The following is a 19,559-nucleotide window of genomic DNA, read 5'->3' as shown; positions in this document are numbered from 1 at the left end:
TTTCACGCGAATTCAGCAGCGGAGATTATCATGAGTGATAAAATTGTTCAGCTAAGTGATGATAGTTTTGAGGCAGATGTCCTTAATTCAGATAAACCTGTACTGGTCGATTTCTGGGCCGAGTGGTGCGGACCATGTAAAATGATCGCGCCAATACTGGACGATATCTCAAAAGAGTACGGTGATCGCATTACTGTTGGTAAACTGAACGTTGATCATAACAATCAGACGCCACCAAAATACGGCATCCGCGGCATTCCTACCTTGCTGTTATTTAAAAACGGCGAAGTAGCGGGTACTAAAGTGGGTGCATTGTCGAAAGCCCAACTGGCAGAGTTTATTGACCAGCACCTGTAAGCAGCGAAGCATAAGGTGACAGGCCGGAACTGTCGGGTTCCGGCTGCCCCTGTCTGGCGCAGATTTAAATAATCGATGAAAAACTGGACGTTTTAATTTTTAGGTGTTACTTTTCGTACATTGCTTTTCTTCAGGCTGCCAGCCATACGGTCGCCAGATAGTCAGACCCCAGACAAAACTTTAATCAAACCTTATTCCCATTGGCCAAATAAAAAAGTCATCAGCCCCCCTATGAACTTAACAGAATTAAAAAATAAACCTGTCAACGAGCTGGTTCAGCTTGCCGAAACCATGGGCCTCGACGCCATGGCGCGTACCCGTAAACAAGATATCATTTTCGCTATCCTTAAGGCGCACGCCAAAAGTGGCGAAGATATCTATGGCGACGGTGCCTTAGAAATTTTGCAAGACGGTTTTGGCTTTCTGCGGTCAGCCGATTCCTCCTACCTGGCCGGACCGGACGATATCTATGTATCGCCCAGCCAGATCCGCCGCTTCAATTTGCGGACCGGTGACACGGTTGCCGGCAAGATACGACCACCGAAAGAAGGTGAACGCTATTTTGCCCTGCTTAAAGTCCGCGAAGTTAACTACGACAAACCTGAAAACTCCCGTAATAAAATTCTGTTTGAGAACCTGACACCTTTACATGCCGAAGAGCGCATGGTGATGGAACGGGGTAACGGCAGTACTGAAGATATTACGGCCCGGGTTCTGGATTTGGCCTCGCCAATCGGTAAAGGTCAGCGTGGCCTGATCGTGGCGCCGCCAAAAGCCGGTAAAACTTTATTACTGCAGAACATTGCCCAGTCGATTGCCGCTAATTATCCTGAGTGTGTACTCATGGTGCTGCTGATCGATGAGCGTCCTGAAGAAGTAACCGAAATGCATCGCCTGGTGAAAGGCGAGGTGGTTGCCTCTACCTTTGATGAGCCGGCCAGCCGCCACGTGCAGGTTGCCGAAATGGTCATCGAAAAAGCCAAGCGCCTGGTTGAGCACAAAAAAGACGTGGTTATCCTCCTTGACTCGATTACCCGTCTGGCCCGTGCCTACAACACCGTGATTCCAAGCTCAGGAAAAGTACTGACCGGTGGTGTGGATGCCAATGCCCTGCACAAACCGAAACGCTTCTTCGGCGCGGCCCGTAATGTGGAAGAGGGCGGCAGCCTGACCATCATTGCTACAGCGCTGATCGATACCGGCTCAAAAATGGATGAAGTCATCTACGAAGAGTTTAAAGGTACCGGTAACATGGAGCTGCACCTGAATCGTAAGATTGCTGAAAAGCGCGTGTTCCCGGCGATTGATTTCAACCGCTCAGGTACCCGTCGTGAAGAATTGCTGACCACCCAGGAAGAACTGCAGAAAATGTGGATCCTGCGTAAAATTGTTCATCCAATGGGCGAAACCGAAGCGATGGAATTCCTTATCGATAAGCTGCAAATGACCAAGACCAACGAAGAGTTCTTTGAGTCAATGAAGCGACAGAAAGGCTAATGGTAATGCGGGCGCTGCGACTCAGTTTATTTGGCGTCGTGGCCGCCCTCAGTGTGCACGCTCCGCTAACCGCGAGTGCTGCCGAAACTGAAACAACGATTCAAGCCTATGCGGCCGGTTACAAAGCCGCGTTTACCTGCAGTGCCACCTTTAATGGCGGTAAGTCGATGGAGCTGATTAATGCTCATGAGCTGACCGGTATTTATCCGCTGGTGCAGGATCTGGTTACTCAACTCCCCGTTTTTATTGACCCTGAACTGCGTATGGTGCAGGTGGCTTATGATGATCTGCCACCGCGTACGGTAGTCTGGCGACCACAGTTGGGCTGCGTGCAGCTACCGGTTGGTGCTACTGCCGATGTCGCTGCTATGATGCCGCGGTTAGCCGACCCGCAACCCAAACCGGGTAAGGATAGCGGCGCTCCCTGGGTGCAACTGAACCCAATTAATAGCTCTACCGGCAATGATTTACTAGATACTGCTATTCGCGGTGCCTTTAGCGATCACTATGGCGCTGGCGCCCGCACCACCGCAGTGCTCATTGCCACGCCGGAGCAAATCATAGCCGAGCATTATCTGGATGGCTTTACGCCGGAAACCTCACAGCGCACCTGGTCCGTAGCCAAAAGTATTGGCGCCAGTGTGATCGGTGTGGCGGTGCAACAGGGTTTAGTCAAAGTAAATGAGCCGGCCGGCCTGGAAAATTGGTCCTATCCTGCCGACCCGCGCGGGCAGATTACTCTGGAGCACCTGTTGCACATGGCATCGGGGCTGGATAGTAATGTCGCCGGCAACCGTACCGATCGGGTTTATCTCGGTGGCGGGCTGGTCAGCGATACCGCCACCCAAACCGCGCTGGAAGTACCGCCCGGCACGCGCTGGAAGTACGCCAATAACGATACCCTGCTGGCTCTGCGCACGTTGCGTGAACGTTTCACCGATGTAAACGATTACCTGGCGTTTCCGTTTAAGCAGTTACTAAACAAAATTGGTATGCAGCATACCTTCCCCGAGACCGACTGGCAGGGTGACTTTATTTTGTCGTCACAAGTGTGGACGACGTCGCGAGATCTGGCCCGGCTGGGCATACTGCATCTGCAGAATGGCCGCTGGAATGATGAGCAAATCTTGCCGGAAAACTGGCTCAGCTATATCAGCACGCCAGCGCCGGCGCAGCCGCCCGCACAATCCTCAGCGGGCAGCCCAATCCCCGGTTATGGCGCGCAGTGGTGGTTGTTCAATGAACGCTTTCCGGAACTGCCTGACGATACTATCGCTGCCCGTGGTAATCGCGGCCAGTACCTCTTTATTATTCCTTCTGAAAACCTTGTGATTGTGCGCCGTGGTTATGATTTAGCTGGCGAGCCGCCGTTCCGGGAGCATGAATTTGCCCGCGATGTGCTGCGGGCGCTTAAGGCTGTTGAATAATTCCGGCTTAGTCGTCACTGCGTAATGCCAGTTCCACCAGCAACGGAAAGTGATCCGAGCCAAATCCCCGCAACCGTTTGATCTCCACCAGCATAAAATGCTCGCTGTGAAAGATGTGATCCAGCGGCCAGCGCAGCAGCGGAAAGCGGGCATGATAGGTGTTATAGATGCCGCGACCCAGGCGCGGATCCAGTAGTTTACTTTCCCGCAAAAACTGCCGGGTCGTATGCGACCAGGCGACGTCATTTAAATCGCCGGTAACGATGACAGGGCCGCTTTCTTCGGCGGTTTTATCCGCTACTTTTAACAGCTCAACATCCCGTTTTCTGGTTTTTTCCGGATCGATAATACTGGGTGGCGATGGATGCAGGCAGTGCATCCGCACCTGGCGACCACCAGGCATTTCAAGATCGAAATGCATGGAAGGAATGGTTTCGTGTACCAGAAACTCAATTTCTTCATTTTTAAACGGCCAGACAGAGTAAACCAACATGCCGTAGCTGTTGGTCTGCGGCTGGCGCAGGATGTGGGCGTAGTCATCTTCGATGTCAGTGAGCTGTTCCATCCACCATTTATCAGCTTCAACGACCACCACCACGTCCGGACGCTGTTGGTTAATCATGCGTACCAGGCCCACGGCGTTGCGATTGTACTGAAACACGTTGACCACCAGAATGCGCAGATGCTCGTCGACATGTTCGCCGCTATGGCCGCGCTTATAACGTGCTACTTCGCGTTTACCAAACACGGTATAGGGAAAAATCCACCAGAGTTGCCAGGCGCCACAGAACAACTGCACGCCAATCAGTGTCCAGGTATAAGGGCTGCCCGGGTCTAGCCAGAAGCCGCTGGCGATGAGAAGTGCCAGTGCCACAACTGCCTGCTGCAAGCGGGGGAAATCCCACAATCTCGCCCACCAGACTGCTTTGCGGGTTAGCGGTAGCAGCGTGGTGATCAGAAGCAGCAGGGTAAATCCGGTAATAATCCAGTTCGCTAACATAGACCTCGTGTCTCATTTTTTGGGGTATATATATAAGGCTAGCCTACTTAGCAGGCGCTGAAAACTTTTATAAAACTGCGTATACTGGGCGCATATCACAAGCCAACAACGAGTGCCTGGTGTGAAATATCAAGATTTGCGTGATTTTATCACTCAGCTGGAGCAGCGCGGTGAACTCAAGCGTATCCGGCAGGAAATTGATCCTTATCTGGAAATGACCGAAATCGCCGACCGGACTTTAAAGGCCGGCGGGCCTGCTTTGCTGTTTGAAAATGTGAAAGGCCATAGTATGCCGGTGCTGGCGAATCTGTTTGGCACACCGGATCGGGTTGCCCGTGGCATGGGGCAGGAGTCCGTTGAAGCGCTGCGTGATGTGGGTAAGTTGCTGGCCTTTCTGAAAGAGCCGGAGCCACCCAAAGGTTTCCGCGACGCGCTGAATTTATTGCCGGTTTATAAAAAAGTGCTGAGCATGTCGCCCAAAGTACTAAAAAAAGCGCCGTGCCAGCAAGTTGTGATGAGCGGCGATGATGTCGACCTGACCACGCTGCCAATTCAGCATTGCTGGCCTGGCGATGTGGCCCCGCTGATCACCTGGGGACTGACGGTAACCCGCGGGCCGAACAAAGAACGCCAGAACCTGGGCATTTACCGCCAGCAATTGCTGGGGCCGAATAAACTGATTATGCGCTGGTTGTCCCATCGTGGCGGCGCTCTGGATTTTCAGGACTGGCAACGCCAGCATCCGGGCGAAAATTTTCCGGTCGCCGTTGCGCTGGGGGCGGATCCCGCGACTATTCTTGGCGCCGTAACGCCGGTACCCGACAGCTTGTCGGAGTATGCTTTTGCGGGTTTACTGCGCGATGGTAAAACCGAGGTCACTAAATGCGTGAGCTCGGATCTGCAGGTGCCGGCCCATGCCGAGATCATCCTCGAAGGTTATATCGCGCCGGGCGAAACCGCGCCTGAGGGGCCTTATGGCGATCACACCGGTTACTATAATGAGGTGGATGAGTTCCCGGTGTTTACCGTGACCCATATCACCCACCGCAAAGAGCCGATTTATCACAGCACCTATACCGGTCGCCCACCGGATGAACCCGCCGTGCTCGGGGTGGCTCTGAATGAAGTCTTCGTGCCGTTATTGCAGAAGCAGTTTCCGGAAATTGTTGATTTTTACCTGCCGCCTGAAGGCTGCTCTTACCGGGTTGCGGTGGTGACCATGAAGAAGCAATATGCGGGCCACGCCAAACGGGTGATGATGGGCGTATGGTCCTTTTTGCGGCAGTTTATGTATACCAAGTTTGTGATCGTCTGTGACGATGATATTAACGCCCGTGACTGGCAGGATGTGATCTGGGCCATGACCACGCGCATGGACCCGGCGCGGGATACTGTGCTGGTTGAGAATACGCCGATAGATTACCTTGATTTTGCCTCACCGGTGTCGGGCCTTGGCTCAAAGATGGGTATGGATGCCACTAACAAGTGGCCGGGTGAAACCGACCGTGAGTGGGGCGTACCTATTGTTATGGATGAACAGGTGAAAGCGCGCATTGACGATATCTGGGATGAGCTGGATATCTTTTCTACCGCAATAACTAAATAAGCTGACAGGATACGCTTTATTTATGAAACAACTGCATTGCCAGGTCGCCTCCATTGAAGCCCTTACCCCCGCCGTATTCCGGGTGCTGCTGGAGCTGCCTGAAGCGATTCGCTTTGCCGGTGGCCAGTACCTGCAGGTGGTGATGGGTGAGCGCGATAAACGGCCGTTTTCAATCGCTTCCTGCCCGTCCAAAACCGATACCCTGGAGCTGCATATAGGCGCTGCCGACGATAACCCCTACGCGCGGGAAGTACTGCAAAAAATGCGCACTGATAAGGCGATAACTGTTGAAGTCCCCTTAGGTGACGCCTGGTACCGTGAAGATAGTGAGCGCCCGCTTATCCTGATCGCCGGCGGCACTGGTTTTTCCTATACCTGGTCGATTCTGCAGGACCACCTGCGCAAGGATGACAGCCGGCCGGTTACGCTGTACTGGGGCGGCCGTAAGGCTGATGACCTTTATTTTGATACGAAGCTGCAAGACCTCAGCGAACGTCACCCGCAGTTCTGTTACCGGCCGGTAATTGAAGAAGCGCAGGCCGGCTGGCATGGCGCCGTTGGGCTGGTTCATCATGCGGTACTGGCTGAGCAGGGCGCATTAACTGATGCCGATGTTTATGTGGCGGGCCGCTTTGAAATGGTGCGCTGCATCCGTGATGACTTTCAGTCGCGCGGGCTGCCGCCCGGGCAATTGTACGGCGACGCCCTGGCGTTCATCTGAGTATTTAACAACCTATTTAACAACCTATTTAACAAACAAGGGCGAGCTGTTATACTCGCCGCGCTTTACCAAGGGGTGCTGATCGCGCAAGCGACTAGCTGAGATGCTTCAAAGCAAACCCTTTGCACCTGATCCGGTTAATACTGGCGTAGGGATGGTAGCTATCATACTCCATTGCAAGACCTGCCCGACCGGATTATTTCTGACTGTAGACGTAGAGGAAATGATCCATGTTTGTTACCCGCAAAACCCTATTAAATTCGGCTATAGCTTTGTGCCTCGCACCTGCGGCACTGGCTGACGAAGTACTGCCGGAAGAACCGCTTGAGCGCATTACTATTCGTGGCGAATACCGCCAGATCCCGATAAACCAGGCCGCGACCAGTGTCAGCGTATTAGGCCGGGAAACGATCGAAGAGCGCGCTGCGGTGCATATTGAAGATGTACTGAATGCCATACCCAATGTGAATTTTTCGGGCGGCACGTCGCGCGCGCGCTTCATTCAGATTCGTGGTATCGGCGAACGCAGCCAGTTTGTTGACCCTATCAACCCTTCCGTAGGCCTGCTGATTGACGGTATTAACTATAGCGGCCTGGGTCAGGCGGCACAGCTGTTTGATATCAGCCAGGTTGAAGTCTACCGTGGGCCACAAAGTGGCCGTTTCGGCGCCGATGGCCTGGCGGGTATGATGGTGATGGAAACTACCCGTCCGGGTAAAGAACTCAGCGGCATCTGGGAACTGGGTGTTGGTAATTACGACGAGCTTAAAGGCGGCGTGGCCGTTGGTGGTTCACTGGGAGCCCTTGGGCAGGCCCGGGTCAGTATCTATCAGCATAGCGATGATGGTTTTACCAATAACATCTACCTGAACCGCGATGATACTCAGCAGCGCGATGAACTGACCGCGCGTTTTAATCTTTACAGCGATCTTGGCAACGACTGGCAGCTGCGCACCACTCTGCACGCGTTGAACCAGGATAATGGCTATGATGCCTTCTCGCTGGATAACAACCGTAACACGCTGTCGGATCAACCGGGTGAGGATGATCTAAGCAGCAATGCTGCCCGGTTTGCCCTGAGCTATACCGGCCTGCAGCACAGCGAGCTGCAGCTCAGCTACAGCACCCTGAGCGCCGACAGTACTTACAGCTACGATGAAGACTGGAGTTACGTGGGCATCGCCCCGGGCTGGGAGTATTCATCTTTTGACAGCTACGTTCGCGATCGTCGTGACCATACCCTCGAAGCGCGCTGGTTAAGCACCGCACCCATGGACTTTGCCGGTGTGCCAACTGACTGGGTGCTGGGCTTATATGGTTATCAGCGCGACGAAGATCTGCGCCGGGATTTCTTTAACTGGGATCTCTATACGCAGGCGACTTTTCTGAGTAGCTATGAAAGCGATCACACTGCGATTTATGGTGAATTAACTCAGCACCTGAGCAGCTCCTGGCAATTGGTGACCGGCCTTCGCGCTGAGCGTTATGAAAACGACTATGCCGACAGTAATGGTATTACTGCCCAGCCGGAAGATACCATGTGGGGCGGTCGTATTAGCCTGAGTTATATGCCTGATAACAACTCACTGTGGTACACCACGCTGGCCCGCGGTTATAAGCCAGGCGGGGTAAATGGGGCGGCGCTTGGCAAAGCGAAGGATCAGCAACTGAGCGAAATCGAAGACTTTTTACTGGCCCGCGCGACCTTTGCGCCGGAACTGCTGAGCAGCCTTGAAGTGGGTTACAAATTTAACAGTGACGATGACCGTCTGGTGTTGCGCAGTGCGCTGTTTTATCACAGCCGCGATGATGTGCAGCTGAAAAGCTGGATTAACCGTCAGCAAAGCTTTGTGGGCTATATTGAAAACGCCGCCAGCGGCGAAGCCATGGGCGCCGAGGTGGAACTCAGTTATCAGGTCAGCGAGCCGCTGCGCAGCTTTGTGAACCTGGGCTTGCTGAATACCGAAATTGAAGGCTTTGTGACTGAAGATGGTATGGATATGAGTGGTCGTGATCAGGCTCACGCACCAAATTATCAGGTCAATGCCGGCTTTGATTATCAACTGACAGAAACGCTGCAATTAACGGTGCAGGCGGATGCCAAAGACAGCTTCTACTACTCGAACTCGCATAATCAGGAGTCCGATAGCATGGTGTTGTTGCACGCGAACCTGGCCTGGCAACTGAATAACTGGCAGCTTAGCCTGTGGGCCCGTAACCTGACCGATGAGGAATACGGTATTCGTGGTTTCTACTTCGGCAACGATCCCCGTATCGGTTACGAGCCAGAACTGTTCGAGCAGTTTGGCGAGCCGCGTCGCTTCGGTGTTACCGCCAGCTTCCGGTTTTAAGCTGATGGGCAGGCAGCAGCAACGAATGGAGCTCCGCAGATGGATTGGCTGATTACGCAGTTAAGTTTAACTTCGCCGTGGGAAGCTGCTGCCATTGTCCTGGCAATTCTTTACTTGCTCCTGGCAGCGCATCAGTCCCAGTGGTGCTGGGGCGCTGCCATTATTAGCTGTAGCATTTATGCCACGCTGATGTTTTCAGTGCAGCTCTATATGGAATTCCTGCTGCAGCTGGCCTATATCGCTTTGGCGGTATACGGCTGGTGGCAGTGGCAATATGGCGCCGGTACGGAACCCGCCGTAGAGCGTCCGGAATATAGCTGGCGCTGGCATATCAGCTGGATCATCGTGCTGTCAGGCGTTGCTGCCCTAATTGCGGTTTTACTTGAGCGTTACACCGACGCCGATGCCGTATGGCTGGACAGTTTTACTACTGTGTTTAGCCTGTTTGCCACCTGGCTGCTGACGCGAAAATTATTTTCGAATTGGCTATACTGGCTGGTAATCGATAGTATTTACGTTTACCTTTATGCCAGTAAAGGTTTCGTGGCCACGGGCGGACTTTTCGCGGTCTACGTAGTGCTGGTATTCTACGCAATGTGGCAATGGCAGCGAGGGAAGACGGCAACCTGAGACGACGACATAGGAAAGCAACAGAGACATGCAACAGCAGTGGCTAAGCGAGTTACCTGTCCACGGTGTCATCAGCACCGAACCCCTGCTACGCGGTGTCGCGAATGATGTCTATAAAATAACCACCACCGGGCACAGCTACGTACTCAAGCATTTTCGTTTTGACCATCCTTATGGGCTCGACCGGGCACAGGAAGTTGCGGTGCAGCAACAACTGGCAGCTGAACAACTGGCCCCGGAAGTCCTCTATTTCGACCCGGTCCAGGGGTTGATGCTGCAGCCTTTTCTGGACGGGCCTGATTTAGCCCATAGCCCGGAACCTATTAGCGATAAAATTCATGTGCTGGCCGATGTAAGCGCTCGTATTCATCGCGCCCAGGTTGAGGTGCCACCCTGGTCGCTGCACAGCCGATTGCAGCGTTACTGTGACCATCTGCGAAACTTTGAGCCAGAGCGCGGGCGGCAGTTCACCAAACGCTTGCAGGGCTATCATAAGCTCATTGACAGCTTTGGTGCTCACCCGGTCTTCTGCCATAACGATCTGGCCTTTCACCATGTCTTTAAAAATGGTGCTCCTCTGGTTATCGACTGGGAGTACTCGGGGCTGGGCGAGCGTTACTTTGACTTAGCCAGCGCTATTCAGGTGAATCAGTTCGACGAGACGCAGCAGCGCGCCTTCATCAACGCCTATGAAGGAATCGCGGGGTTTCAGGTAAACAGTAATCTGATAGCCGACTGGTTGGAACTGGTTAAGGTGGTTAGCCAGTTATGGTACGAACTACACCATCACTTACAACAAAAACACATTTAACCGGGTAAACTTATACCATGGCTAAAGACAAACCGCTTACCGACCGGATGTATGGTTTTCTGGCCGAAGATGAAGACGCCAGAGTCTGTAAAGATATTCCTGAAGCAGCCTGCAACGACCAGCCCCGGGCCTTTATGGCGCATATTTTTGCGCTCACCCTGACGAAACTTGGTGATTCGCTGGTGAGTGCCCGCCTGGTGCTCCCCTGGATGCTGTCAACGCTGGGCGCGCCGGCGGTGTTTATCAGCGCGCTGGTGCCCCTGAGAGAATCCCTGGCTTTACTACCTCAGTTGTTTATCGCTCAGCGGCTGCGCGAGCGGCCCGTCCGCAAATGGTTCTGGGTGGCCGGTAGCTTCGGCCAGGCATTGGCGTTGGTGGGGATGTTGTTGGCAGTCATTTATCTACGTGCGACGGCCCTGGGCTGGGCGGTTGTCACCTTACTGGCACTGTTTAGCCTGGCGCGGGGCGTTTGCTCGGTCACCATCAAAGATGTTGAAGGCAAGACCATCTCGAAAAGCCGCCGCGGCCGGTTGTCCGGCATCGCCGCTGCGGCAGCAGGTCTGCTATCAGTGCTTACCGCGCTGGTAATTATTTTCTCGCCAGCGTTGTTCGATGAGCAACTGAGTAACGGCAGTACCACTCTGTTCGTAGCGCTGCTGGCTTTTGCCATTATGCTATGGACCAGCGCTGCGCTGATCTATGCGCAGGTGCCAGAGGTTGCCGGTGCCACCGAAGGCGGCGGCAATGCCATTGTCGAAGCGCTGAAATCGGTCCGCCTGTTATGGACCGATAAACAGTTCGGGCAGTTTGTTTTGACCCGCTCACTGTTGGTGTCCTCGGCGTTCTCGATCCCCTATATCGTGGTAATGATTCAGCGCAGCGGCGAAAGTTCACTGACCAATCTGGGCGGCATGATGTTGGCAAGCGGGCTAGCGGGACTGATGGCCGGACGGTTCTGGGGCAAGTGGTCCGATAGCGCCAGTCACCATGTTATGGCTGCCGCCGCTTTACTGGCGGTACTGGTTATGGCCGTGGCACTGGGGCTGTTTGTATACGCTGATAACTGGCTGCTACTGCAACCGGTGGCGGCCTTACTGATATTTACCGCTGCGGTAGCCCACCACGGTGCCCGTGTTGGCCGTAAGACCTATCTGGTGGATATGGCCACTCAGGAAACCCGTGCCCAGTTTACTGCTGTATCTAATACGGTCATTGGCCTGGTGCTGTTGCTGGGTATTCTGCTGGGCCTGGTCGACACCTATTTTGGGGTAGCGGCGGTGATGTTGCTGCTTATCGGCTTGGGCCTGACAGCAGCGGCGCGTGCGATGCGCCTGCCGGCGGTGGAGTAATGTCAAAATCCTGTGATTGTGGCGAATCGCCGGCAACAGTTTCTGAACGTCATGAGGCCAGTACTCTGCGTTGGCTGCTGGCTATCAATGCGGTGATGTTCGTGGCTGAAATGGCCGCTGGTATTTGGGCTGAATCGACCGGGCTTATCGGTGATTCGCTGGATATGTTCGCTGATGCCGCTGTCTACGGTCTGGCACTCTATGCGGTGCGCTTTGGCGTCAAGATGCAGTTGTGTGCGGCAAGGGTGGCGGGAGTATTGCAGTTGATTCTGGCGCTGGGCGTGCTGGCCGAGGTGGTGCGGCGCTTTGTGTTCGGCAGTGACCCGCAATCGGCCATGATGATGGGCGTCGCTTTTATCGCGCTGATAGCAAATGTCAGTTGCCTGCTACTTATCTTCAAGTACCGCAAGGGCGGCGCCCATATGAAGGCCAGCTGGATCTTCTCGGCCAACGACGTGATCATCAACCTCGGCGTGATAGGCGCCGGCGCGCTGGTCGCCTGGACGGGCTCTCCTTATCCGGACCTGGTTATCGGTATTATCGTGAGTCTTATTGTGCTCAATGGTGCCCGGCGCATTTTGTCCCTTTAAGGATAAAATGGCCGGACGGAAAGCGGACTTTATTGCTTTGTTGGTGCTCTCCACGGCGAAAACGCGATGAAATAAAGCAAAATAATATTTGCGATCGGTACTAACGCCAGTAAACCCAATGGCCCGGGATAGCCAATTCGTTGACAAATCCGCCAGAATGGCACAACGAGGAGGATTCCAAAAAGTAACATTCCTAAGAATCCCATTCCGCCGAACATCGTATGACCGTCCATAATTCGTCTCCTTTTGCAGCTTCCATTATCTTGCAGACTCTCAGTCTAGTCCCGATTGTGTTTGTTTTCCATTTGCTCCTGAAATGCCTTCTTAAGTTAAAAGCTTTCTTATAAAGCTAATAATGTGCACTAAGCTGCTACCTTTTAATAAGTAACCAGAGGCAATTTTTATGTATTTGCTAGCAGATCGCTAAAGCATGGGGGGAGAATCAATGGCAGAGCACTCTGATAGCCACGGCAATGACTATCGCAAAAACAGCTTAAGTGTATGGGGCGCTGTATCGTTGGGGACGGGCGTGATGATTGGTGCCGGGATATTTGCATTGACCGGGCAGGTCGCCGACTTAGCGAAAGACTGGTTCGTTATGGCATTCATGGCCGGCGGCGTTATTGCCGGGTTTAGCGCGTACTCATATGTGAAGCTGACGCAAGCGTACCCATCTGCTGGTGGTATCGCTATGTTTCTTAGTAAAGCTTACGGCAAAGGAAGCTTAACAGCGATATTTGCGCTGCTGATGTACTTCTCGATGGTCATCAACGAAAGCCTGGTTGCCCGTACTTTTGCCTCTTATACCAGCCACGTCATTAATTACGAAGCACAGTGGCTAATCCCATCTCTTGCTGTCGGATTGATTGCTTTCGCTTTTTTTATAAACATCCTGAACAACGAATTCATTCAAACGTTTTCGTTTGTTATGGCGGTTATAAAAGCATTAGGGCTAATTACTCTGGCCATCGGCGGGCTCTGGGCTTCCGGCATCGACTTCGAAACTATTTCAGTTGTCCCGCGCGATGCAGGTGCTGGCGGTGTGTTAGCAGGAGTCGCCTTAAGCATATTAGCTTATAAAGGGTTCACGACCATCACGAATAGCGGTGATGAAATAAAAGAGCCCAAAAAGAATGTTGCGCGAGCCATTGTTATCTCGCTACTTATCTGTGGTGGCGCCTATCTGTTGGTAACACTAGCCGTTGGGTCGAGCTTGTCGATCAATGACATTGTTCAGGCTAAAGATTATGCGCTCGCTGAAGCTGCCAGGCCGGTCTACGGAAAGTTAGGGCTTTGGATAACAGTTGGGTTTGCCATCATTGCTACGGTTTCAGGAGTCATCGCCAGTGCCTTCGCCGTTTCGAGAATGCTTGCCATGTTAACTAAGATGGAACTGGTTCCGCATAGCCACTTCGGTATGCCAGGAAGCATTCAAAAACACACACTGGTTTATACTGTGGTAATGGCAATGCTATTGGCGGCCTTTTTCGACCTGGGCCGCATTGCGTCGCTGGGCGCGATATTTTATATCATTATGGATATAGCCATTCACTGGGGCGTATTCCGCTATTTACGTAAAGACGTAAGTGCGAATCCGGTCATACTGTTGACAGCAATTGTTCTTGATATTGTGGTGCTCACTGCGTTTATCCATATAAAATGGGAAAGCGACCCACTCATTATCTGGACAGCTCTGATCGGCATATTTTTGATATCGGTTGGCGAGGTTATCTTTTTAAAATATAAGCAAAAAGCTGACACATAGACAAAAAAATCGCTGCGTGCTACTGATAGGTTATCAGCAACACACAGCGATTTCGCTATATGCTTATTTACCGCGGATGAGCCCGTAAAGTCCGATGATCACGGCCACGGCACCACCAATCAGGTACCACATGGCGTTATCCGTCGGCTCACCAGTCAGTTCCTGACTCATTTCAGATAAAGGTGCGTTGTAGGCCTCATATCCGAAATAAAGCAGAATAATACCAACCACCAGCAATGCAAGTCCTAATACTTTATTCATAGTTCGCTTCCTTTTCTTTTCAGAGGGTTAAGGTACTACTACGAATCAGCATAGCAGGTAATGTTGATTTTAGTTACCTAAATATGAGGTCAGCATCCAGGCGGTTTTTTCCTGTTCTTTAATATAATCGCTCATCAGTGCGGAGGTCCCTTCATCGTCAGCATCACCCGCCAGCGCCAGAATTTCGCGTTGCAGGCGGATGGTGGTCTGATAGCTGTTCAGAATCTCGCGCACACAAGACGGGCCGTCATGAACGTCTTTCACTTCCTGAATGTCGCTGTTGCTGATATAGGTTGAATAAGCGTGCTGGGGGCGCTGACCCAGGGTCAGAATACGCTCGGCAATTTCGTCAATTTTAGTCAGCAGGTCGTTATAGGTTTCTTCAAACTTATTATGCAGTTCAAAAAATTGCTGGCCTTTAATATTCCAGTGAAAACCGCGCACGTTCATGTAAAAGATCTGATAGTTAGACAGCAGCAGGTTGAGGCGCTCCGCCAGCTGTTCAGTGTCTTTTTGCTTTAATCCGATTACGTTTAACTGTTGCATAGAAACTCCTTATCATCGCGTTTAAGTTTTTCAGAATGACGATGCCAGCAGTATAACGCGCCGCCCTATAAAGAAAAACCGATTAAACTCGATTGCTTAAATCGATTTTCCCGTCCCGAATATGCTCTTCACCCCGCTGCTTCGCAAGTTGGATCTGCTTTTCACGTTCGGCAAAGCGCTCTTTCTGTTCTGATGTGGTCTTATCATGACAGTGCGGGCAACTGACGCCTTTGACATAAAATTCAGAGGCTTTTTCTTCTTCAGTTATAGGCATGCGGCAGGCGTAGCACTGGTCGTAGCTACCCTGCACCAGGCCATGACCGACGGTAACGCGCTGGTCAAATACGAAACAGTCGCCGTTCCAGGTGCTATTCTCCGCGGGCATCTCTTCGAGGTATTTGAGGATACCACCCTTGAGATGGTAAACCTCTTCGAAGCCTTGCTGCTTCAGGTAGGCAGTAGATTTTTCGCAGCGAATACCACCGGTACAGAACATGGCGACTTTCTTGTGTTTGGCCGGGTCCAGATGATCCTGCACGTACTGGGGAAAGTCGCGGAAGCTATCGGTTTTTGGATTGACCGCGCCTTCGAACGTGCCAACGGCGTATTCATAATCGTTACGGGTATCGATGAGCAGCACTTCCGGGTCGCGAATCAAATCGTTCCAGTCCTGCGCATCAACATAGGTGCCGACGATATTTTTTGGATCGACCCAGTCGACGCCCATCGTGACGATCTCTTTTTTAAGCTTCACTTTGGTGCGATAAAAAGCCTGGGTTTCGCTGGGGGATTCTTTGTGCTCGATGTCGGCAAACTCAGCACGGGAGCGAATAAAGCGAAGCACGTTGTCGATTCCTTCGCGGGTGCCGCAAATGGTGCCGTTAATACCTTCGCGTGCGAGCAGCAAGGTACCTTTTACCTGGTTCTGAACCAGCGCTTCATACAGCGGCTGACGGTAAGCTTCAAAATCGTTTAACTCCACAAACTTGTAGAGTGCGGCGCAAATATACATCAATGATCTTCCTTCTTTTGGCGGTTCGGATCGCAAATCCGAGGTCAAAAATTGCACACGTATTTTACCACAAGCGAAATCTTAACTGAATGGATTTGTACGCGGTGCTAGTGTGGCGGAGGCTATTTGGGTAGGATGATCAATACGGTCTGCAGGGGATAGCAAATGAGCGAGTTAACACCAGGATTTATTGTTGCGCACAGTCACAGGTTAGAGGAACTGACGGATCTGGTAGTGCAGCTGACCAGTAACTATCCCCTGGCGCCGCTGGCCACGGAAACCATGTTGGTGCAGTCCAATGGTATTGCCCAATGGCTCAAGATCCACCTGGCTGAAGAAGCGGGTATCGCGGCGCTGCTGCAGGTGACCTTGCCGGCCCGTTTTCAGTGGCAGGCCTACCGGTCGGTGCTGGGCCAGCAGCTACCCAAAACTTCCCCCTTCGACAAAGACCGTCTGACCTGGCGCATTTTGCGGATCCTCCCGGCTCATTTGCAGGAGCCTGAATTTAAAGCGCTACGTGACTATGTTGCCGATGATGACGATCAGCGCAAACTCTACCAGCTTAGCGAGCGGCTGGCCGACTTGTACGATCAGTATCAGATGTACCGCGCCGACTGGCTGGCTGACTGGGCCGCCGGTGGTCAGTTGCAGGCCGGTGAAGATAATCACTGGCAGCCAAAGTTATGGCGTTACCTACTGGCCGACGTGGGTGAGCAGAGCTGGAATAACCGGGCTGAACTGCACCGACAGTTTATTCAGGCTGCATCGCACCTTACGCCAGCAACGCGTCCGGCCGGTATTCCGCCACGCATCGTGGTATTCGGGATCTCCAGCCTGCCGCAGCAGCTGCTGGAATTACTGGATGCTCTAAAAGGCTGCTGCCAGATTGTGCTCTGCGTGCATAATCCCTGTAAATACCACTGGGCGGATATTGTTGATGGCCGCGAGTTATTGCGGCAAATGGATATTCAGGCGCAACGGCATCGGTTTAAGTCGGGTATGTCGACAGCGAGTCCGGATGAACAGCTGCATGCGCAGGCTCAGCCGTTGCTGGCGGCCTGGGGTAAGCAGGGCCGCGATTACATCCGGCTGCTGGATCGCTTCGATGAAACCCGGCTGAAGGCCGCGCAGTTTAACGAACTCAACTTTGAGTTATTCGATCAGCAACCCACGGCAACTCTGCTGCAGCAATTGCAGGACGATATTCTGGAATTGCGGCCACTGGAGGAAACCCGCCAGCGCTGGCCACGACACCAGCAATCGGATCAATCGGTGGCGGTGCACTGCGCCCATAGCCCCCAGCGCGAGGTGGAGGTTTTGCATGATCAGCTGCTGGCAGCCTTTGCTGCTGATGCCAGCTTAAAGCCGCGGGATATCATGGTCATGGTTCCCGACATCGACGCCTATGCGCCCCATATCGACGCCGTGTTTGGCCGCCTCGGCCGCGATGATGAGCGTTATATTCCTTATACCATCGCAGATCAGGGCCAGCGTCATCGCAATCCGCTGCTGATTGCGCTGGAGCAGGTATTGACCATCCGGCAAAGCCGGCTGGCGATGAGTGATGTACTGGATTTACTGCAGGTGCCTGCGCTGCAGCGGCGGTTCGGGCTAAGCAGTTATGATGTCGATCAGTTGCGGGACTGGATTCACGGCGCTGGCGTGCGCTGGGGTTTGCATGCCCAGCACCGGGAATTACTGGGATTACCCGGTGGTGAAGGCGTCAATAGCTGGCAGTTTGGTTTGCGGCGCATGTTGCTGGGCTACGCAGTCGGCGAGCCCGAAGCGATGGCGACAGAAGCGGACTCTGACTGGCTTGGCGATGAACCTTATAGCGAAGTGGCGGGGCTGGAGGCGGCCGCAGCGGGGGGGCTGGTCGAGTTGATCGATACCCTCGACGAACACTTCCACGAACTCGCAACGGACCGCACGCCCGCCCAATGGGCCGATTACCTTACCATGCTACTGGATTCGCTGTTTGAGGCTGAATCGGATGCTGATGTGGTGCTGCTCAGCCGACTGCAGCAACAGCTTGAGCAATGGCTGGCAGCCAGCACCGAAGCTGGCTTCGACAATACCCTGCCGCTGACCCTGGTGATTGAAAGCTGGCTAAGCCGGCTGGATGAACAGAACCTGCAGCAGCGGTTTCTGGCGGGCAGCGTCAACTTTGCCACCCTGATGCCAATGCGGGCGATTCCGTTTCGCTATGTTTGCCTGCTGGGCATGAACGATGGTGAGTATCCGCGGGCCCAGAAACCGCTGGATTTTGATCTGATGGCGCGCGATTACCGGCCCGGGGATCGATCCCGCCGTGAGGACGACCGCTATTTATTTCTGGAAGCGCTGCTGTCGGCCAGAGACTATTTCTATATCAGCTGGCATGGCCGCAGTATCCGGGATAACAGTGAGCGGCCTCCCTCGGTACTGGTCAGCCAGTTGCTGGAGCACCTGCGTTATGGCTGGCAAGCCACAGAACTAGTTACCGAACACCGGCTGCAGCCTTTTAGCCCGGCTTATTTTGAGTCTGCTCAGCCAGGTGCCGGTCAGCTCTTTACTTATGCCCAGGAATGGCGCGCTGCTCACCTGCCTGCGCCGGCGGTGGCGGGTACAGATGGCGGGGAGCTAACCGACTGGGTGCCCGACAGCCCGTTAAGCGCGAAACAACTGGCTGATTTTCTTAAAGAGCCGGCACGGCTGCTGATGAATCAGCGGCTGGGGGTGTATTTCTCGACAGATGATTTCAGTAGTCTGGATGAAGAAACCTTTGTACCCGATGGCTTGCTAAGTTGGCAGTTGCAACAACCACTATTTGAACAGCTAGCTGAATTGCTGCAGCAGCAGGAAACTGCCAACTGGCAGCCCGCTATGCATAAAGAGCTAAGCCGGTTGCAGGGGCAGGGGCTGATCCCGTCGGGTGCCGGCGGAGCGGTGATACGGGGTGAGTTTGAGGCGACCCTGAGCGAACTGGCGCAGGGGCTGAGCGCTTGTTTGTCGGACTATCCGCTGACGATCGACGCTGTCGCGTTAATCGTTGCTGGTACTGGTGAGGCCGAAGCGCTTAGCGTGAGCGGGGTCATTAGCGGGCTGCGTGCAAATGCTGCTGGTGGCTGGCTGCAACTGGCTGTTACTGCCAGTAAGCTGACTGAAGCTAATGGCACGCCGCGCCTCAAACACGCGCTGCATCACTGGGTAAACCATCTGCTACTGAATACCCAAAACCCCACCCATACCCTGGTGCTGGGTCAGGTCGGGAAAATTAGTTTTCTGCCGATGACGGAGCCCGAGGCGCACGACTATTTGCAAGGGCTTCTAGACTGGGTCATTAAAGGATATCGCCAGCCCTTAGCTGTTGAGTTTGGCACCATCTATGCAGGGTGGTGCAGCAGTTATGGTAAAAAGCTTGCTGAAATCATCGATGATCCTGAGCCGAAATTTAGTGCCGAAGCTGCGGCAGAGTTTTACAGCGAAGGTAGCGCGCACAAGGCGGCGCAGGTACAGCGGACACCCTATGTCGGGCGTTTCTACCCCGATTATGACGCGCTGACGAAAACCGACCAACTGTTCACATTTGCCGAACAGCTCTATTTACCTATGGTGCGTGCCGCCGTGATCGGAGCCGCTCATGCAGACTGAGGA

16 protein-coding genes, 1 pseudogene and 1 riboswitch are annotated in these 19,559 nt (G+C 53.3%); of the genes and pseudogenes, 12 read left to right on the top strand and 5 right to left on the bottom strand.

Going from position 1 to position 19,559, the window contains the following annotated elements; translation table 11 throughout:
• Window positions 1-30: 30 nt before the first annotated feature.
• The 3 genes from trxA to R3196_RS02940 all read left to right on the top strand — a co-directional run bounded on the left by trxA (window position 31) and on the right by R3196_RS02940 (window position 3,281).
• Entirely contained in the window at window positions 31-357 is a 327-nt protein-coding gene (gene trxA, locus R3196_RS02950) for a thioredoxin TrxA (protein ID WP_318935157.1), read from the top strand.
• A gap of 231 nt (window positions 358-588) precedes the next feature.
• Window positions 589-1,854: a transcription termination factor Rho gene (rho, locus tag R3196_RS02945; protein WP_318935156.1), complete on the top strand. Its 1,266-nt coding sequence runs from the start codon at window positions 589-591 to the stop codon at window positions 1,852-1,854.
• Window positions 1,854-3,281 (top strand): serine hydrolase, encoded by a 1,428-nt coding sequence (locus R3196_RS02940; protein ID WP_318935155.1) that lies wholly within the window; start codon window positions 1,854-1,856, stop codon window positions 3,279-3,281. Before rho ends, R3196_RS02940 begins: the two co-directional genes overlap by 1 nt.
• Before the next feature lie 7 nt (window positions 3,282-3,288).
• On the opposite strand, the gene R3196_RS02935 is transcribed toward R3196_RS02940, so the two are convergent.
• On the bottom strand, window positions 3,289-4,281 hold the full coding sequence (locus R3196_RS02935) for an endonuclease/exonuclease/phosphatase family protein (RefSeq protein WP_318935154.1): 993 nt from the start codon (window positions 4,279-4,281) through the stop codon (window positions 3,289-3,291).
• 121 nt (window positions 4,282-4,402) lie between these two features.
• Here R3196_RS02935 and ubiD point away from each other — a divergent pair, with 121 nt between their 5' ends.
• From ubiD to R3196_RS02900, 7 genes and pseudogenes are all read left to right on the top strand, one after another.
• Window positions 4,403-5,887 carry a 4-hydroxy-3-polyprenylbenzoate decarboxylase gene (ubiD, locus tag R3196_RS02930; protein WP_318935153.1) on the top strand — a complete coding sequence of 495 codons (1,485 nt, stop codon included), beginning with the start codon at window positions 4,403-4,405 and terminating at the stop codon, window positions 5,885-5,887.
• A gap of 22 nt (window positions 5,888-5,909) precedes the next feature.
• Window positions 5,910-6,608: an NAD(P)H-flavin reductase gene (gene fre / locus R3196_RS02925; protein WP_318935152.1), complete on the top strand. Its 699-nt coding sequence runs from the start codon at window positions 5,910-5,912 to the stop codon at window positions 6,606-6,608.
• A gap of 61 nt (window positions 6,609-6,669) precedes the next feature.
• Window positions 6,670-6,780, top strand: a riboswitch (TPP riboswitch).
• Window positions 6,781-6,838: 58 nt separating this feature from the next.
• Window positions 6,839-8,959 carry a TonB-dependent receptor gene (locus R3196_RS02920; protein WP_318935151.1) on the top strand — a complete coding sequence of 707 codons (2,121 nt, stop codon included), beginning with the start codon at window positions 6,839-6,841 and terminating at the stop codon, window positions 8,957-8,959.
• Between the two features lie 39 nt (window positions 8,960-8,998).
• Window positions 8,999-9,589, top strand: coding sequence for a nicotinamide riboside transporter PnuC (gene pnuC / locus R3196_RS02915; RefSeq protein WP_318935150.1), 591 nt, complete (start codon window positions 8,999-9,001; stop codon window positions 9,587-9,589).
• A 28-nt stretch (window positions 9,590-9,617) separates the two neighbouring features.
• Window positions 9,618-10,400, top strand: a complete 783-nt coding sequence (locus tag R3196_RS02910; protein WP_318935149.1) for a choline/ethanolamine kinase family protein — start codon at window positions 9,618-9,620, stop codon at window positions 10,398-10,400.
• A gap of 17 nt (window positions 10,401-10,417) precedes the next feature.
• Window positions 10,418-11,749, top strand: a complete 1,332-nt coding sequence (locus R3196_RS02905; protein WP_318935148.1) for an MFS transporter permease — start codon at window positions 10,418-10,420, stop codon at window positions 11,747-11,749.
• 53 nt (window positions 11,750-11,802) lie between these two features.
• Window positions 11,803-12,339, top strand: a pseudogene (locus R3196_RS02900) (cation transporter); the annotation flags it as partial.
• A gap of 29 nt (window positions 12,340-12,368) precedes the next feature.
• Here the strand turns inward: R3196_RS02900 and R3196_RS02895 are convergent.
• Complete coding sequence (locus tag R3196_RS02895) at window positions 12,369-12,572, bottom strand: hypothetical protein (RefSeq protein WP_318935147.1); 204 nt, start codon at window positions 12,570-12,572, stop codon at window positions 12,369-12,371.
• A gap of 212 nt (window positions 12,573-12,784) precedes the next feature.
• Here R3196_RS02895 and R3196_RS02890 point away from each other — a divergent pair, with 212 nt between their 5' ends.
• Window positions 12,785-14,104, top strand: coding sequence for an APC family permease (locus tag R3196_RS02890; protein ID WP_318935146.1), 1,320 nt, complete (start codon window positions 12,785-12,787; stop codon window positions 14,102-14,104).
• Between the two features lie 63 nt (window positions 14,105-14,167).
• On the opposite strand, the gene R3196_RS02885 is transcribed toward R3196_RS02890, so the two are convergent.
• The 3 genes from R3196_RS02885 to R3196_RS02875 all read right to left on the bottom strand — a co-directional run bounded on the left by R3196_RS02885 (window position 14,168) and on the right by R3196_RS02875 (window position 15,923).
• Window positions 14,168-14,365 (bottom strand): DUF3185 family protein, encoded by a 198-nt coding sequence (locus R3196_RS02885; RefSeq protein ID WP_318935145.1) that lies wholly within the window; start codon window positions 14,363-14,365, stop codon window positions 14,168-14,170.
• A gap of 69 nt (window positions 14,366-14,434) precedes the next feature.
• Window positions 14,435-14,911: a Dps family protein gene (locus tag R3196_RS02880; protein WP_318935144.1), complete on the bottom strand. Its 477-nt coding sequence runs from the start codon at window positions 14,909-14,911 to the stop codon at window positions 14,435-14,437.
• 82 nt (window positions 14,912-14,993) lie between these two features.
• Complete coding sequence (locus R3196_RS02875) at window positions 14,994-15,923, bottom strand: rhodanese-related sulfurtransferase (protein WP_318935143.1); 930 nt, start codon at window positions 15,921-15,923, stop codon at window positions 14,994-14,996.
• Window positions 15,924-16,088: 165 nt separating this feature from the next.
• On the opposite strand from R3196_RS02875, the gene recC reads away from it, so the two are divergent.
• Entirely contained in the window at window positions 16,089-19,556 is a 3,468-nt protein-coding gene (recC, locus tag R3196_RS02870; protein WP_318935142.1) for an exodeoxyribonuclease V subunit gamma, read from the top strand.
• The last annotated feature ends 3 nt before the right edge of the window (window positions 19,557-19,559 follow it).

This window comes from Pseudidiomarina sp. (assembly GCF_033722695.1).
In the GTDB taxonomy this organism is placed as follows: domain Bacteria; phylum Pseudomonadota; class Gammaproteobacteria; order Enterobacterales; family Alteromonadaceae; genus Pseudidiomarina.
The sequence above is the reverse complement of the archived record's forward strand: the minus strand, read 5'-3'. Positions and strand labels throughout refer to the sequence as shown.

Excerpts from the sequence above, each read along its gene's own strand:
- trxA (WP_318935157.1), top strand. The coding sequence starts at position 31 with ATGAGTGATAAAATTGTTCAGCTAAGTGATGATAGTTTTGAGGCAGAT.
- rho (WP_318935156.1), top strand. The coding sequence starts at position 589 with ATGAACTTAACAGAATTAAAAAATAAACCTGTCAACGAGCTGGTTCAG.
- R3196_RS02940 (WP_318935155.1), top strand. The coding sequence starts at position 1,854 with ATGGTAATGCGGGCGCTGCGACTCAGTTTATTTGGCGTCGTGGCCGCC.
- R3196_RS02935 (WP_318935154.1), bottom strand. The coding sequence starts at position 4,281 with ATGTTAGCGAACTGGATTATTACCGGATTTACCCTGCTGCTTCTGATC.
- fre (WP_318935152.1), top strand. The coding sequence starts at position 5,910 with ATGAAACAACTGCATTGCCAGGTCGCCTCCATTGAAGCCCTTACCCCC.
- R3196_RS02920 (WP_318935151.1), top strand. The coding sequence starts at position 6,839 with ATGTTTGTTACCCGCAAAACCCTATTAAATTCGGCTATAGCTTTGTGC.
- pnuC (WP_318935150.1), top strand. The coding sequence starts at position 8,999 with ATGGATTGGCTGATTACGCAGTTAAGTTTAACTTCGCCGTGGGAAGCT.
- R3196_RS02910 (WP_318935149.1), top strand. The coding sequence starts at position 9,618 with ATGCAACAGCAGTGGCTAAGCGAGTTACCTGTCCACGGTGTCATCAGC.
- R3196_RS02905 (WP_318935148.1), top strand. The coding sequence starts at position 10,418 with ATGGCTAAAGACAAACCGCTTACCGACCGGATGTATGGTTTTCTGGCC.
- R3196_RS02895 (WP_318935147.1), bottom strand. The coding sequence starts at position 12,572 with ATGGACGGTCATACGATGTTCGGCGGAATGGGATTCTTAGGAATGTTA.
- R3196_RS02890 (WP_318935146.1), top strand. The coding sequence starts at position 12,785 with ATGGCAGAGCACTCTGATAGCCACGGCAATGACTATCGCAAAAACAGC.
- R3196_RS02885 (WP_318935145.1), bottom strand. The coding sequence starts at position 14,365 with ATGAATAAAGTATTAGGACTTGCATTGCTGGTGGTTGGTATTATTCTG.
- R3196_RS02880 (WP_318935144.1), bottom strand. The coding sequence starts at position 14,911 with ATGCAACAGTTAAACGTAATCGGATTAAAGCAAAAAGACACTGAACAG.
- R3196_RS02875 (WP_318935143.1), bottom strand. The coding sequence starts at position 15,923 with ATGTATATTTGCGCCGCACTCTACAAGTTTGTGGAGTTAAACGATTTT.
- recC (WP_318935142.1), top strand. The coding sequence starts at position 16,089 with ATGAGCGAGTTAACACCAGGATTTATTGTTGCGCACAGTCACAGGTTA.